This window comes from Pseudomonas sp. GW456-12-1-14-TSB6, assembly GCF_059424205.1.
Window position 1 is genome coordinate 1 of record NZ_JBWKZE010000049.1, and the last position, 14,984, is coordinate 14,984.

14 protein-coding genes and 1 pseudogene are annotated in these 14,984 nt (G+C 61.8%); 9 read left to right on the forward strand and 6 right to left on the reverse strand.

The features are described 5' to 3' along the window. On the reverse strand, nucleotides 1-979 hold a 979-nt coding region (locus AC07Y2_RS27585; RefSeq protein ID WP_103387347.1), incomplete at its 3' end, for a hypothetical protein. Between the two features lie 224 nt (nucleotides 980-1,203). Here AC07Y2_RS27585 and AC07Y2_RS27590 point away from each other — a divergent pair. Further along, the gene (locus AC07Y2_RS27590) at nucleotides 1,204-1,476 is read left to right on the forward strand and encodes a hypothetical protein (RefSeq protein ID WP_039770930.1); all 273 of its coding nucleotides are present in this window, start codon (nucleotides 1,204-1,206) and stop codon (nucleotides 1,474-1,476) included. A 43-nt stretch (nucleotides 1,477-1,519) separates the two neighbouring features. Here AC07Y2_RS27590 and AC07Y2_RS27595 read toward each other — a convergent pair whose 3' ends face one another. Then, complete coding sequence (locus AC07Y2_RS27595; RefSeq protein ID WP_064382340.1) at nucleotides 1,520-1,726, reverse strand: hypothetical protein; 207 nt, start codon at nucleotides 1,724-1,726, stop codon at nucleotides 1,520-1,522. Beyond that, nucleotides 1,727-1,900 carry a hypothetical protein gene (locus tag AC07Y2_RS27600; protein ID WP_494990420.1) on the reverse strand — a complete coding sequence of 58 codons (174 nt, stop codon included), beginning with the start codon at nucleotides 1,898-1,900 and terminating at the stop codon, nucleotides 1,727-1,729. 60 nt (nucleotides 1,901-1,960) lie between these two features. On the opposite strand from AC07Y2_RS27600, the gene AC07Y2_RS27605 reads away from it, so the two are divergent. The 4 genes from AC07Y2_RS27605 (at nucleotide 1,961) to paoC (ending at nucleotide 7,729) form a co-directional block, all read left to right on the forward strand. Further along, nucleotides 1,961-3,715 carry an L-lactate permease gene (locus tag AC07Y2_RS27605; protein WP_064595387.1) on the forward strand — a complete coding sequence of 585 codons (1,755 nt, stop codon included), beginning with the start codon at nucleotides 1,961-1,963 and terminating at the stop codon, nucleotides 3,713-3,715. Between the two features lie 242 nt (nucleotides 3,716-3,957). Then, nucleotides 3,958-4,581, forward strand: a complete 624-nt coding sequence (gene paoA, locus AC07Y2_RS27610; protein ID WP_408980501.1) for an aldehyde dehydrogenase iron-sulfur subunit PaoA — start codon at nucleotides 3,958-3,960, stop codon at nucleotides 4,579-4,581. Then, nucleotides 4,578-5,534: an FAD binding domain-containing protein gene (locus tag AC07Y2_RS27615; protein ID WP_103387348.1), complete on the forward strand. Its 957-nt coding sequence runs from the start codon at nucleotides 4,578-4,580 to the stop codon at nucleotides 5,532-5,534. Before paoA ends, AC07Y2_RS27615 begins: the two co-directional genes overlap by 4 nt. Beyond that, on the forward strand, nucleotides 5,531-7,729 hold the full coding sequence (gene paoC / locus AC07Y2_RS27620) for an aldehyde oxidoreductase molybdenum-binding subunit PaoC (RefSeq protein ID WP_103387349.1): 2,199 nt from the start codon (nucleotides 5,531-5,533) through the stop codon (nucleotides 7,727-7,729). Before AC07Y2_RS27615 ends, paoC begins: the two co-directional genes overlap by 4 nt. Before the next feature lie 84 nt (nucleotides 7,730-7,813). On the opposite strand, the gene AC07Y2_RS27625 is transcribed toward paoC, so the two are convergent. Together AC07Y2_RS27625 and AC07Y2_RS27630 are read right to left on the reverse strand one after the other, a co-directional pair. Beyond that, on the reverse strand, nucleotides 7,814-9,157 hold the full coding sequence (locus AC07Y2_RS27625; protein WP_103387350.1) for a dicarboxylate/amino acid:cation symporter: 1,344 nt from the start codon (nucleotides 9,155-9,157) through the stop codon (nucleotides 7,814-7,816). Nucleotides 9,158-9,254: 97 nt separating this feature from the next. Continuing rightward, a complete protein-coding gene (locus AC07Y2_RS27630) occupies nucleotides 9,255-10,310 on the reverse strand; it encodes a tartrate dehydrogenase (protein WP_103387351.1) in 1,056 nt (351 codons plus the stop codon). A 136-nt stretch (nucleotides 10,311-10,446) separates the two neighbouring features. On the opposite strand from AC07Y2_RS27630, the gene AC07Y2_RS27635 reads away from it, so the two are divergent. Further along, on the forward strand, nucleotides 10,447-11,361 hold the full coding sequence (locus AC07Y2_RS27635) for a LysR family transcriptional regulator (protein WP_039770944.1): 915 nt from the start codon (nucleotides 10,447-10,449) through the stop codon (nucleotides 11,359-11,361). Here AC07Y2_RS27635 and AC07Y2_RS27640 read toward each other — a convergent pair. Beyond that, complete coding sequence (locus AC07Y2_RS27640) at nucleotides 11,358-12,302, reverse strand: aldo/keto reductase (protein WP_080770650.1); 945 nt, start codon at nucleotides 12,300-12,302, stop codon at nucleotides 11,358-11,360. The two genes, AC07Y2_RS27635 and AC07Y2_RS27640, sit on opposite strands and share 4 nt — an antisense overlap. Before the next feature lie 111 nt (nucleotides 12,303-12,413). Between AC07Y2_RS27640 and AC07Y2_RS27645 the strand changes: the two genes are divergently transcribed. The 3 genes and pseudogenes from AC07Y2_RS27645 (at nucleotide 12,414) to AC07Y2_RS27655 (ending at nucleotide 14,978) form a co-directional block, all read left to right on the forward strand. Beyond that, nucleotides 12,414-13,184 (forward strand): alpha/beta hydrolase, encoded by a 771-nt coding sequence (locus AC07Y2_RS27645; RefSeq protein ID WP_103387352.1) that lies wholly within the window; start codon nucleotides 12,414-12,416, stop codon nucleotides 13,182-13,184. 637 nt (nucleotides 13,185-13,821) lie between these two features. Beyond that, nucleotides 13,822-14,146, forward strand: a pseudogene (locus tag AC07Y2_RS27650) (CAP domain-containing protein). Between the two features lie 403 nt (nucleotides 14,147-14,549). Continuing rightward, nucleotides 14,550-14,978 carry a nuclear transport factor 2 family protein gene (locus AC07Y2_RS27655; RefSeq protein ID WP_103387353.1) on the forward strand — a complete coding sequence of 143 codons (429 nt, stop codon included), beginning with the start codon at nucleotides 14,550-14,552 and terminating at the stop codon, nucleotides 14,976-14,978. Nucleotides 14,979-14,984: the final 6 nt, after the last annotated feature.

The following is a 14,984-nucleotide window of genomic DNA, read 5'->3' on the forward strand; positions in this document are numbered from 1 at the left end:
CGCCCAGATTGCCCTCGACCTGCGCCGCCATGTGCAGCGTGCCGGCCATCACGCCGGTGGTCGGGTTTTGCACCAGTTTCAGCCAGGCCTTGTCGAAGGTGTTGCCCAGGCTGCTGCGGATCAGCGCTTCGCTGTCCGGGCGGTCGTTGGCCTGAATGATTGCGCGCACGCCCGCCACCCCGACCGAAATCAGCGCCCCGGCCAGTTTGCCTGCCGCTGCCGCCACCGCACTGGCAGCGCCGCGCGGGGCCATTTCCGCCTCCATGCGCTGACTGGCGCGCTTGGCCACCGGCGCCATGGCCGATTCGGTCGAAGCCACGCCTTTGGAGCCGCCGTCGGTGTGGATCTTGTCGATCAGCGCCGCGTAGGCCGGCAGCGTGTTCAACGGTTCAGTGCTGACAACCTGATACAGCGAAGCATCCCTCGCCGGCGGCGGGCCAAGGGCGATGGCAGGGATTTTCTGCAATCGTCCGTTGAGCTGGGCGATGGGCACGCCGTGGCGCTGGGCAATGACTGGCATCTGCTGCGCCATCAGTTGCGCGTAGAACGCGGTGGACTGGCCGAGGATCGCGTCCGGGTCGATCTCCACCGCCACCGGCGCCAGCACGCGTTCCTGATATTGCTCCAGCAGATAGGCCGCCAGACGTTTGGCCGAAGCATCCTGCTCGCCGCTGGCACTGATCGTGTACCAGCTGACCTTCATCGACAGCCATTCCTGGGTCCAGTAACTGCTGAACCACGGGATGAAATTTTCTTCAGTTTGCTCATAGACCCGAATGCGCCAATGTTCCATCGAGCCACGGGCGAACACCTTGACCTGCTCGGTGGCCTGTTTCGAGGCGCTGACGATTTCCCGGTCGATCTGCTGCCAGGTCGCCGGCGAAACCACCACCGCCGGCGCGGTCACCGGGGCCCGCGCCGTGGTGGCGCAGCCGGCCAGCAACACCAGTGCGGCGACGAGCAGCGCACGCAGGTTCACGGTGGCGGTCCTTATCTGTTCTTCGGTCGCAAGACCGGAAGAGTCCGGAGAGAGATGACATGAGTATAGGTGCGTGCGGTGCGCCGTTTATCCGCTGGTCAGGGCCGCGCCGGTCCAACCATCAATGCCGTCGATATTCACCATCGCGACGATTGCCTTCCGCATGTTGCTCGCCAAAGGCACGATTAGCCCATCCGAAACACACAGCACGAGGAGCTCACATCATGATCAATACCGTCACCCTCGCCGTGAGTTTCCCGGTCTTCGGCAGCAACTACTACGATCAGCACGCCGTGTCGCGCAAGACACAGGCGCTGGTGTTCGACGAAGCTTTCGAAGATCTGTTGATGCCCGCCGCGAGCAATCATTTCAGCAATGAAGTGGTGGGCCTCAACGATCAGTTCCGGTTTCTGAGCGACATTCTCGCCACCCATTTGCTGGACATCGAGGCCTCAGTGCCTGCGCGATCCAGCGTCCGGGCGAGCGCTCACTTTTAATGCCAGAGGGCGTTCCCGCAAGGGAACGCCCTCTTCGTTTCAGTCAGTCATCATCCCGGTCGCGGTGATAACGACGCCCGTCGCGGCGGTCGTCATCGCGGTCGTCCCAGCGCCGGTCATGATCGTAGTAACGGCCATGGTCGCGGTCGTAATGCCGGCCATGGCGATGGTCATCATCGAAATCCGCCACACAGCCGCCCAGCAATACGGCGGCGGAAACAGTCAGCAGCAGGCTTGTTGCACGCATCATTCAGAATTTCCCTAAAACCAAGGTCTTGACGACGGAAACGGCAGCGCTGCCCGCACCGAAGAGGCGCGGTGTGCGCTGCCGCAGATACGACCGGGGAAAACTACGATGATTCACCGACAGCCGATGACCGTTGATCGCCTCGCCCGCCTCGCCCGAGCGGCGGCCAAATGCCACCTATACTGCTTGCAACGCGCAAAGGATCTGCCCCTCAAAAACAACAAGTAGAGGTGCGACATGGTCTGGCAACAAGTCTATGACCCGTTCGGCAATCCGGTGATTTCCACGATCATGGCCGCCGTTCCAGTGGTGGTGATGCTGGCGGCGCTGGCCTTCTTTCATGTGAAGGCGCATCTGGCCGCACTGCTGGCGCTGGCCTCGGCGCTGCTGATCTCGATCTTCGCCTTCGGCATGCCCGCCAACATGGCCGGTTCGGCGGCGCTGTTCGGTGCGGCCAACGGGCTGCTGCCGATTGGCTGGATCGTGCTCAACATCATTTTTCTGCATCGCCTGACCACCGAGAACGGCTCGTTCAAGGTGTTGCAGGATTCGCTAGCCCGCATCACCGACGACCGGCGCCTGCAATTGCTGCTGATCGCCTTCTGTTTTGGCGCCTTCTTTGAAGGTGCCGCCGGATTCGGCACGCCGGTGGCGGTCACCGGCGCCATTCTGATCGGTCTTGGTTTTTCGCCACTGGCAGCGTCCGGTCTGGCGCTGATCGCCAACACCGCGCCGGTGGCCTTCGGCGCACTGGGCACGCCGATCATTACGCTGGCCAAGGTCACCGGGCTGGATGAGATGGAGCTCTCGATGATGGTGGGACGGCAGCTGCCGTTTTTTTCGGTGCTGGTGCCGTTCTGGCTGATCTGGGCCTTCGCCGGGTGGCGCAAGATGCTGGAAGTATGGCCGGCGATTCTGGTGGCGGGCGTCAGTTTCGCCATCCCGCAGTTTCTGGTTTCGAACTACCACGGGCCGATGCTGGTGGACGTGATCGCCGCGCTGATTTCCATGGCCTGCCTGACGTTGTTCCTCAAGGTCTGGAAACCGGCAACCGTCCACACCTCGGCCGCGCTGTCGGGGCGGCATGACGACTCGAAGGTCGAAGAAGAAAAGGTCACGGCCAGCGCCGCATTCAGCGATCAGGCGCGCCCGGCAGTGATGCGCGCGTGGATGCCGTGGATCATCCTCACGGTGTTCGTGTTTGCCTGGGGCACCCAGGGTTTCAAGAACATGTTCGACACCCGTCCGGCGATTGATCCCGTCAGCCAATCGGCCAGGCTCGATCCGCAGGGCAAACCGCTGCGCGAGGCCAATCCGGTGTTCGCCCCGGCCGTGACTTTCAGCTCCCTGCATCTGCAGATCGAAAAAGTCCCGCCGGTGGTCGCCGCGCCGAAAGCTGAAGAGGCGGTGTACAAGTTCACATGGTTCACTGCCACCGGCAGCGGCATCCTGCTCGCGGCGATTGTCGGTGGATTGCTGATGGGCTACTCGATCCCCCAACTGATCAAACAGTACCTTCGCACACTGTGGGTGGTGCGCTTTTCGCTGATCACAATTGCCGCGATGCTGGCGCTGGGATTCCTGACCCGCTACTCGGGGCTGGACGCGACCATGGGCCTGGCATTCGCTGCCACGGGGATTTTCTACCCGATGTTCGGCACCTTGCTCGGCTGGCTTGGCGTAGCACTGACCGGGTCGGATACCGCGTCCAACGTGCTGTTTGGCGGCTTGCAACGGGTGACGTCGGAACAGCTGGGCATCAGCCCGGTCCTGATGGCGGCGGCCAACAGCTCCGGCGGAGTGATGGGCAAAATGGTCGACGCGCAGTCGATCGTGGTCGCCTCGACGGCGACTCGCTGGTACGGGCATGAAGGGGAAATCCTGCGTTACGTGTTCTTCCATTCCATCGTGCTGGCAATCCTGGTCGGCGGCCTGGTGACGTTGCAGGCGTATGTGGCGCCGTTTACGTCCATGGTGGTCGGCGCACATTGAGAATCGCGGGTGCCTCGGTTGTGAGAGCGATCTGACTCACAGCCAAGGCACCCACCTTCATTCCGTCGATTCATGAAGCGTGCGCATGAGGCCATGCGCAAATCAAAGAAAACCTTTTCCTCTCCAGCGTGGTCACTCCTAGAACAGAGCGAGACTGGCAACCACGCCAGCGTACCCGTGCGGGTCTTTCACACCCTGCCGACCTGATAGAGGAAGCCAAGCCAATGAACGACCATCCGCCAATGGCGATCTCCCGACGCCGTTTCCTGATTCTCGGTGCCGTGACCGCAACCGCGTTCGCGATGCCCCCTTTCATCAGCCTCAAGGCCTACGCGGCCAGCCTGGAGCAACCGGCCATGGCCAAAGTAACCATCGAAGTCAACGGCAAGCCACAGGCGCTGGAGGTTGATACTCGCACCACCCTGCTCGACGCCCTGCGCGAACACCTGCACCTGACCGGCAGCAAAAAGGGCTGCGACCACGGCCAGTGCGGCGCCTGCACGGTGATCGTCGATGGCCGGCGAATCAATTCCTGCCTGACCCTGGCGGTAATGCAGGACGGCGCCAAAGTCACCACCATCGAAGGCCTCGGCATGCCAGACCACCTGCACCCGATGCAGGCCGCGTTCATCAAGCATGACGGCTATCAATGCGGCTACTGCACGCCGGGGCAGATCTGCTCGGCGGTCGCCGTGCTTCAGGAAATCCGCGACGGCATCCCCAGCCACGCCAGCGCCAGCCTCACCGAAGCGCCGCAACTGATCGCCAGCGAATTGCAGGAACGCATGAGCGGCAACATCTGCCGATGCGGCGCCTATTCGAACATCATCGAAGCCATCAGCGAAGTCGCGGAGGTGCCAGCATGAGAGCGTTCAATTACAGCCGCGCCGACTCTCCCGCCGCAGCCGCCGCTCAAGCTGCACAAATCGAAGGTGCGCGTTTCATCGCCGGCGGCACCAACCTGCTGGACTTGATGAAACTCGACATCGAAACGCCGCAGCAGCTGATTGACGTCAATCACCTGGGCCTCGACCGGATCGAAGCCACCGAAGACGGCGGCTTGCGCATCGGCGCACTGGTGCGCAACACCGATCTGGCCGCCGACAGCCGCGTCCGGAAAGACTACGCGCTGCTGTCCCGCGCTTTGCTCGCCGGTGCATCGGGCCAGTTGCGCAACATGGCGACCACCGCCGGCAATCTGCTCCAGCGCACGCGCTGCCCGTATTTCTACGACACCAATCAAGCCTGCAATAAACGCAATCCCGGCAGCGGTTGCGCGGCGATTGGCGGGGTCAGTCGACAACTCGGCATTATCGGCGTCAGCGACGCTTGCATCGCGACCCATCCGAGTGACATGGCAATTGCAATGCGGGCGCTGGATGCCCAGGTCGAAACGCTCAAGGCCGATGGCAGCACCCGGCGCATCGCCATGGCGGATTTCCATCAATTACCCGGCACCACGCCGAATGTCGAAACCAGCCTGACTCCGGGCGAACTGATTACCGCCGTTACCCTGCCCGCGCCAGTGGGCGGTACCCATGTCTATCACAAGGTGCGCGACCGCTCGTCGTACGCCTTCGCCCTGGTCTCCGTCGGCCTGATCCTGCAGAAGGATGGCAGCGGCCGCATCGCCGTCGGTGGCATCGCGCCGAAACCCTGGCGAGTCGAAGCGGCGGAAGCGCTGCTGCCGCAAGGTGCGAAAGCCGTCAGTGCGCGCCTGCTCGACGGCGCCACGCCTACTTCTGACAACCAGTTCAAAGTGACATTGGTCGAGCGCACGATTGCCTCGGTGCTGGCCCAAGCGAGGGACGAAGCATGAAATTCGACACGCCCGCCACGACCAACCCGATTGATCAGTTGAACGTCATCGGCAAACCCACCGACCGCATCGAAGGTCCGCTGAAAACCAGCGGCCAGGCGCCTTACGCCTACGAGCAACATGAGGCGGTCAAGAATCAGGCCTACGGCGTGATGGTCGGTTCGGCCATCGCCAAGGGTCGCATCACCCGCATCGATCTGGAGGCCGCCCGCTCCGCGCCGGGCGTGCTGACCATCGTCACCGCCGCCAATGCCGGCAAGCTCGGCAAAGGCCAGTACAACGCCGCGCACCTGCTGGCCGGGCCGCAAGTGCAGCACTATCACCAGGCAGTAGCGCTGGTGGTCGCCGAAACCTTCGAACAGGCGCGAGCTGCTGCGCAACTGGTCAACGTCGAATACGCGCAAGACAAAGGCCAGTTTGATCTGGCCAGCGTGCGCGACCAGGGCGTGGAACCGAAAGACGATCTGCCGGACGTCAAGCACGGCGATTTCGCCAGCGCCTTCGCCGCCGCGCCCGTGCAGTTCGACCAGACCTACACTACGCCGGATCAGTCCCACGCGATGATGGAGCCCCACGCGACCCTCGCCGCCTGGAAAGGCGATCACGTGACGCTCTGGACCTCCAACCAGATGATCGCCTGGAGCGTCGGCGACATCGCCGCCACCCTAGGCCTGCCCAAGGAAAACGTGCGGCTGATCTCGCCGTACATTGGTGGTGGTTTCGGCGGCAAGCTGTTCATTCGTGCCGACGCGATCCTCGCCGCCCTCGGCGCACGGCTGGCGAACCGACCCGTGAAGGTCGCCCTCACCCGTCCGCAGATCGCCAACAACACCACCCACCGACCCGCCACCATTCAACGCATTCGCATGGGCGCTACGGCTAACGGCAAACTCACCGCCATCGCCCATGAAGGCTGGTCGGGCAACCTCGCCGACGGCAAGGTCGAAGTCGCGGCGCAGCCGAGTCAGTTGCTCTACGCTGCAGAAAATCGCCTGGTGACCATGCGCCTGGCGCCGCTGGATCTGCCGGAAGGCAACGCCATGCGTGCACCGGGTGAAACGCCGGGGCTGATGGCGCTGGAGATCGCCATGGACGAGATGGCGGAACAGCTAAAACTCGATCCGATCCAGTTCCGCATCCTCAACGACACGCAGGTCGATCCGGTGAAAACCGAGCGGCCGTTCTCCCAGCGGCGACTGATCGAATGCCTGCAAACCGGCGCCGAACGTTTTGGCTGGGATAAGCGCAATGCGACGCCCGGCACCCGTCGCGAAGGTCGCTGGCTGATCGGGATGGGCGTTGCGGCGGCGATTCGCAACAACCTGCTGGTGAAGTCCGGCGCACGGGTACGACTGGAGCGCGACGGCAAGATCACCGTTGAAACCGACATGACCGACATTGGCACCGGCAGCTATACGATCATTGGTCAGACTGCAGCGGAAATGATGGGGGTCAGCCTGGACGATGTGGTGGTGCGACTCGGCGATTCGAATTTCCCGGTGTCGGCAGGCTCCGGCGGCCAGTTCGGCGCCAATTGCTCGACCGCCGGGGTTTACGCGGCTTGCATGAAACTGCGCGAAGCGATCACGGCCAAACTCGGCATGAGTGCGGGTGATGCGCAGTTTGCCGATGGCCACGTGCGACTGGGCAGCAAGAACGTGCCGTTACGCGAGGCCGCGCAACATGCCCCGATCGAAGTCGAGGACAGCATCGAATTCGCCGACCTCGCCAAGCAGTACCAGCAATCGACCTTCGGCGCGCACTTCGTCGAAGTCGCCGTCGATGCCGCCACCGGCGAAGTCCGCGTGCGGCGCATGCTCGCGGTCTGCGCCGCCGGGCGGATTCTCAATCCGAAATCGGCCCGCAGCCAGGTGATCGGCGCGATGACCATGGGCGTCGGCGCAGCATTGATGGAAGAACTCGCGGTGGACAAGCGCCAGGGCTTTTTCGTCAACCATGACCTGGCGGGCTACGAAGTGCCGGTGCATGCCGACATCCCGCATCAGGAGGTGATTTTCCTCGATGAAACCGACCCCATTTCCTCGCCGATGAAAGCCAAGGGGGTCGGTGAACTGGGGATCTGCGGCGTGAGTGCGGCGGTGGCGAATGCGATCTATAACGCCACCGGTGCACGGGTGCGGGAGTATCCGATTACTCTGGACAAGGTTCTGGATGCGTTGCCTGAGATGATCTGAAACCGAATGAAAAACGCCCGGCGTGAGCCGGGCGTTTTTGTGCCTGAGACGGCATGGCACCTGCGGTTGCTGTATCCGATTCGTCTACCTGGCGGCCACGCGCTCAAGGCCTGGGCGCAGAGATTCGCTGGCGTGGAGAGTGATCTCGGCTTCCGGCACCTGCGCACTCCGTTCCTCGGCTTCGCCATTGAGCGCCCTGTGCATTTTTTCGCTATCGAGCGCCCCGACCCATTTGGCGATGGCCATGGTGCCCACGCCATTACCGATGGTGTTGGTGATTGCCCGAGCCTCCGACATGAAGCGATCGGCCCCGAGCAACAGCACCATTCCTGCCACCGGTATCGTGCCGAGCGAGGCCAATGTCGCGGCCAGTATGATGAACCCTGAACCGGTTACCCCTGCCGAGCCCTTGGAGGTGAACATCAACACCGCCAGCACAATCAATTGGTCGGTCAGCGTCAGCGGTGTGTTCGTCGCCTGAGCGATGAAGATCGCCGCGATGGTGTAGTAGATGGCCTGGCCGTCCGGGTTGAAGGTCAGCCCCGAGGGGATGATCATCCCGGCCACCGGTTTCGATACGCCGGCCTTTTCCATCTTCGAGATCATCTGCGGCAGCACCGACTCCGAGGAGCTGGTGCCGAGTACCGTAAACAGCTCTTCCTTGATGAACCTGAGGAATTTCCACAAGCTGAAACCGCTGTAACGGCAGATCGGGCCGAGCACAAAAATCACGAACACCGCACAGGTCAGGTAAACGCAGGCCATCAGTTTTCCCAGCGAAAACAGCGAACTGAAACCGTACTTGCCAATGGTGAAGGCAATGGCGCCGAACGCACCAATCGGCGCCAGACGCATGACCATGTTGACGATTCGAAACATGCCCTGCATCAGACTCTCAAGCGCATCGACAAACACCTTGCCACGCGGCCCGACATGGGCCAGGGCGATGCCCAGCAGGATCGAAAACAACAGGATTTGCAAAACATTGCCCTTGGCAAATGCATCGACGATCGTGTCGGGGATGATGCCCATCACAAAATCCATGAACGACGCATGTTTGGCCGCTGTGGTGTACGTCGCCAGGCTGCTGGTGTCGAGACTGGCGACATCGACATTCATGCCCGCGCCAGGCTTGAACACGTCCACCACGATCAGCCCGATGACCAGCGCCAGCGTCGACACCACCTCGAAATAAATCAAAGCACGAAAGCCGACCCGCCCCAGCTCCTTCATGTTTTCCATGCGGGCGATACCGGTCACCACCGTGAGAAAAATCACCGGTGCCAGCAGCATTTTGATCAGTTTGATGAAGGCGTCGCCCAAGGGTTTGAGCGCGGTGCCTGTCTCGGGCACCAGCACGCCGATGAGTGCGCCGAGAATCACGGCGACAAGGACTTGTACGTAAAGTTTGCCGAATATTCTTTTCATGACAGGGCCCTGATTTTTTATTGTTGTCAGGAAATGCCGAGGGGCGCGATACGCCCCTCGGCGGTGTGCCGCAGTACTGATTTGAATTGCAGAGGGATCAGCGGTTGATCAGCGCGATCACCGCGTCGGTGACTTGGCGCGTCGTGGCGGTGCCACCCAGATCCGGAGTGTGCAGACCGCTTTCCGTGACTGCCTCGATTGCCGACATCAGGTGTTTGGCGGCTGTTTTTTCGCCCAGATGCTCAAGCATCATCGCGGCAGTCCAGAACGTCGCGATCGGATTGGCCATGCCTTTGCCGGTGATATCAAACGCCGAGCCGTGGATCGGCTCGAACATCGAAGGGAAATCACGCCCTGGATTGAGGTTGGCCGTGGGCGCAATGCCGAGGCTGCCGGACAACGCAGCGGCCAGATCAGACAGAATGTCGGCGTGCAGGTTGGTCGCGACAATCACGTCCAGCGTCGCCGGCTTGAGCACCATGCGAGTGGTCACGGCATCGACCAGTTCCTTGTCGATCTTCACGTCCGGGAAGTCCTTGGCGACTTCGTAGAAGATTTCGTCCCACAGCACCATGCCGTGCCGCTGGGCATTGGATTTGGTGACCATGGTCAAATGTTTGCGCGGGCGGCTTTGCGCCAGTTCGAAGGCGAAACGATGAATGCGCTCGACCCCGGCACGGGTGAACACCGACACTTCGGTCGCCACTTCTTCTGGCAAGCCTCGATGAACGCGGCCGCCGTTGCCGGAATACTCGCCCTCGGAGTTTTCCCGGACCACGACCCAATCGATCTGCTCACCGTTGTGCAGCGGACTTTTCACCCCCGGCAGCACGCGGGCCGGACGCACGTTGGCGTATTGATCGAAACCCTGGCAGATCGGCAGACGCAGGCCCCACAGGGAAATGTGATCCGGCACATTGAGTGCGCCGACCGCACCGAAGAAAATTGCGTCGAAGGTTTTCAGTTCCTGCAAGCCGCCTTCAGGAATGTAGTGACCGTTTTTCAGGTAGTTGTCGGAGTTCCAGTCGAAGTGTTTGAAATCCAGTTCAAAACCGGATTTTTTCGCCAGGGCTTGTAGTACTTCGACGCCGGCGGCAATCACTTCCACACCAATGCCATCACCCGGAACCGCTGCAATCTTGTATGCACTCATGGTCAACTCCACTCTCTTCACGTTTTTGTTTTGCCTGCCGGACAGGGCTGTCAGGCGGGGTGTGATCGGAGTATATGTAGTGACCAGAAAGCGGTGAGTTACAGAAAATCACTACATCCATAACTTTGAGTTACCAATGAGCCAGACCCTCGATCTGTCGTTTTTTCATTTGCTGGCCAACAAAGGCAGCCTGGCCGCCACGGCTCGGGAATTGGGTGTGACGCCTCCAGCCGTAAGCAAACGCCTGAGTGCGCTGGAGGCTCGTCTGGGTGTGCGGCTGGTCAATCGCACCACGCGCTCAATGAGTCTCACGGCAGAAGGCGAACTGTATTTTTCCCATGCGGCGCGGATCCTGACGCAGATCGACGAGGTCGAGCAGTTGATCGGCGCCAGCCGGGCAACCCCTAAGGGGCTGATCCGGGTCAATGCCTCGCTGGGCTTTGGTCGTCGCTACATCGGTCCGGCCCTGGCGGCGTTTTTTGCCCGATACCCGGAGGTGGAAATCCAGCTGGAAATCAGCGACCACCCACTGGATCTGACGACCCACGGCTTTGATCTGGGGATCCGTTTCGGCACCCTGCCCGACGCGGCATTTCATGCCCGCAAGATCGCCTCCAACCGCCGCTTGCTCTGTGCCTCGCCGCTGTATCTGGAGAAACACGGGGTGCCACAGAAACTGTCGGACCTGCCGCAACACAACTGTATATTCCTGCGGCAGAACGAAACGCCCTACGGCGTCTGGAGTTTCACTGACGGCGGACGGACGCAAAACATCAAAGTGCGCGGTGCCTTGGGTTGCAACGATGGTGAGGTGGCTTTGAATTGGGCCCTGGAAGGCTATGGCATTCTGCTGCGTGCCGAATGGGACATCGCCCGCTACGTGCGCAGCGGCCGTTTGCGCCTGGTGCTGGAAGACCAGACCCCGACCCGCGCCGATGTGTACGCGGTGTATCCGCAACAGCTGCACCTGTCGGCACGGGTTCGCAGCCTGATCGATTTTCTTGTGGAGCGCTTCAAGCACATCGACAATCTGGATGACCCAGGCGACTAACTGACCAAGGCAATCAACTGCTGACGCTGCGCATCGGTCAGCATCAACCCGAACCCGGCGCCGGCGTTGTCGGCCATGTACAGCGGATTGCTGGTGCCGGGAATCACACAAGTCACAGCCGGATGCGCCAATAGAAATTTCAGCGCCAGTTGCGGCCAGCTCTTCGCCCCCACCTGAGCTGCCCAACCCGGCAGCGGTTTACCTTTGAGCCGCGCGAGCAGGTCGCCACCGCCGAATGGCCGGTTGCAGATCACCGCCACCCCACGCTCGCGGCACAGCGGCAGGATGCGCTTCTCGACCCCGCGATCATCCAGGGCGTAGTTGATTTGCAGGAAATCCAGCGACTCGGCCTTGAGCACCGCTTCGACCTCGTCATAGGCCGAAGGCGTGTAGTGGGTGATGCCGATGTAGCGGATGCGGCCCTGCTCTTTCCAGTCGCGCAGGGTCGGCAGGTGGGTTTGCCAGTCGAGCAGGTTGTGGATCTGCATCAGGTCGATGCGCTCGGTGCGCAGCAGGCTGAACGACTGCTCCATCTGCGCAATGCCCTCTTCGCGGCCACGGGTCCAGACCTTGGTCGCCAGAAATGCCGGTGAGCGCGGTTCATGGATCGACAGCAATTCACCGGTGGTTTCTTCCGCGCGGCCGTACATGGGCGAGCTGTCGATCACCGTGCCGCCCTTTTTGAACAGCTCGCCGAGCACCGCCGGCAATTGTTTGTAGACCGGATCGCCAGGGCCGACGTCGAAACCGCGATAAGTGCCCAACCCCACCAGCGGCAGTGGCTCGGAGCTCGAAGGGATGGCGCGGGTCTGCATGGTCTGGGCTCCTGTGGCGTTCGGCGACGTAATGGCGGCCAGCGCCCGGTCAAAGGTGAAAACCGCTGACACCCCGGCTGCCAGCGTCAGCAACCGGCGGCGGGAATATCCCTCAGTGTGGTTCATGCTGGCGCCCTTGCCCTGTGGATCTGTTGCACCTTGTGTTTGGATGCAGCCCGCAAAACCGTTGGACTACACTGCGACAGCCAACCTGCGCGCCCGGTTAACGTTAGTCGAATGTCCAGAACCCTGTTGTCACTCGTCGCATTGATCCTCGCCGTGTACTTGATCCTGTGCGCGGCGCTGTTCGTGTTTCAGCGGACGCTGATTTATTTTCCGCAGCCCGCCACCCTCGATTCGCCGGAGTCACGGTTGACACTGGCAATGCCCGACGCCGAGATCCGCGTGACGGTGCGCGAGCGCGCCGGGCCCAGAGCGCTGATCTATTTCGGCGGCAATGCCGAGGACGTTTCGCGCAATCTGCCGGAGTTTTCCGAGGCGTTTCCTGACTATTCGTTGTATTTGCTGCATTACCGGGGATTTGGCGGCAGCGGCGGTTCGCCCTCCGAAGCAGCGATTGCCGAGGATGCGCTGGCGCTGTTTGATCAGGTGTATGCGAGTCATCCGCAGATTGCGCTGCTGGGGCGCAGCCTCGGTTCCGGCGTCGCGGTGCGGCTGGCCAGCCAGCGACCGGTGGAACGGTTGATTCTGGTCACGCCTTACAACAGCCTCGAGGAAATCGCCGCCCGTCAATACCCGTGGGTGCCGGTGCAGTGGTTGCTCAAGGATCGTTTCCGGTCGGGCCAGTACGCGGCGCACATCCGCGTGCCGACGTTGCTGCTGGCGGCGAGCGACGACGAGGTGATTCCACGGGCCAGCACCGAGCGCTTGCTGCACAGTTTTCCCGACGGTGTGGCCACGCTCAAAGTGGTGGCGGATTCGGCACACAATTCGATTTCCGAACGGCCGCAATATCTGCAATGGATGCAGGATCTGTTGAATCGCTGAGCACTTCGTCGGCAGCCGTAGAAACCCGGCGTCGCCTCGTGAACCAAGTGCAAAAAGGCCAGTCCTACCCGCGCCGCGTTCTGCGGTTCACTTTCCTTCAGCCTTGTCTTTGTTCAGAGCTTTGCGTCCCATGCGCCACGCCGTACGTTCGTCTCGCTTCGTTTCGCTGTGCCTGTTGATCCTTTCTCCCCTGTTTTCTCCCTCTGCCCACGCCGGCGCCGAGCGGCAACTGGTGGCCGCCATCAACGACTACCGCGCCCATCCGCAACGATGCGACCGACGCCCGGCCCAACGGCTGGCGCCGCTGACGCTGAAGTCGAACCTGGCGTTGCCGGTCGGTTATGGCTATGGCGGTGGATTGCGCGAACGATTGAAGGATTTCGGTTATGCGGCCGTGGCGGTGCGCAGCATCCGGATCGTCGGCGCGCAGGACGCCGAAGAGGCGTTCGAAATGCTGCAAGACGATTACTGCGGCGCGTTGCTCGACGGTCAATACGCCGACATCGGCATCAGCCGCGCCCGCAGCGAATGGCAGGTGGTGCTGGCACGGCCGGTGCTCGACAGTCGTGTCGGCGACAACCGCAGTGTCGGCAAGGCCTTGCTGGCCGAGGTCAACGCCGCCCGCGCCCGACCGCGCATGTGCGGCCGCCAGCGCTTCGCCGCCGCCCGCCCGTTGAGCTGGAACCCGGCCCTTGGCGCCGCCGCCCAAGGGCACAGCAAGGCCATGGCCTACGGCAACTACTTCGCCCACCGCGACCCGGACGGCGACGGCCCGGCAGATCGGCGAAAACATCGCCGCCGGACAAAGCTCACCGGGCAAGGCCATGGCCGGCTGGCTGGCCAGCCCCGGACACTGCGCCAACCTGATGAACCCGATGTTCACCCAGGTCGGCGCCGGATATGCCAGTGAGGCGCGCAGTGATGAAGGTGTTTACTGGACGATGCTGTTCGGGGCGCCTTGATCAGGTTCCACCCGAAAACGTCGAAAAGCGCTGTATGCCGCAACTCGACGTCGGATAGTCAGACCGGAGAAATCGTGGCAAGAACGCCAATCATGATGGTCAACACAAGAAAGCCGCCGAGGAAAATCGCCATCTTAGCCATGAAGGCCTCCTGAATACTCAATGTCCGGCGCACCGAGCGCTTCGGAATGAAGCGCGTCGCGTATGGCCGAACGGCAGGGCCATTTTGGGCCCGTGGCTGAGATGGTTACAGATGCAGATTCGACAGGAAAAAGCGGATCAGATGGATCGGGCTGACGCATGTATCGATATTCAGATCGGTACAGAGGGTTTCCATCTCGCCGCTTTGATCTAGAGTCATGGGCGCCGCGCCAAGAACAACAAAAATTACAGGAGTGAAACCATGTCCGACCTGAACCTGCACCCCAACGCCGCCGAATCCCTGAACCGCTGGCACGACATGATCCGCACCGGCAACCTCAAGGCCCTGCCCGAATTGCTCGATCCCAAAGCGGTGTTCCGCTCGCCGATGGCGCACACGCCTTATCCAGGCGCGCCGATGGTGTCGATGATCCTCAATACCGTGTTCGAGGTGTTTGAAGACTTCAAATACCACCGTGAACTGGCGACAGCCGATGGCCTGAATGTGGTGCTGGAATTCAGCGCCAAAGTGGGTTCAAAAGAGCTCAAGGGCATCGACATGATCCGCTTCGATGAACAGGGCAAGATCGTCGAGTTCGAGGTGATGGTGCGGCCGCTGAGCGGGTTGCAGGCGTTGGGCGAAGAGATGGGACGGCGGTTGGGAGCTTATCTGGCGGCCGCCAAAGCCTGAAACCCG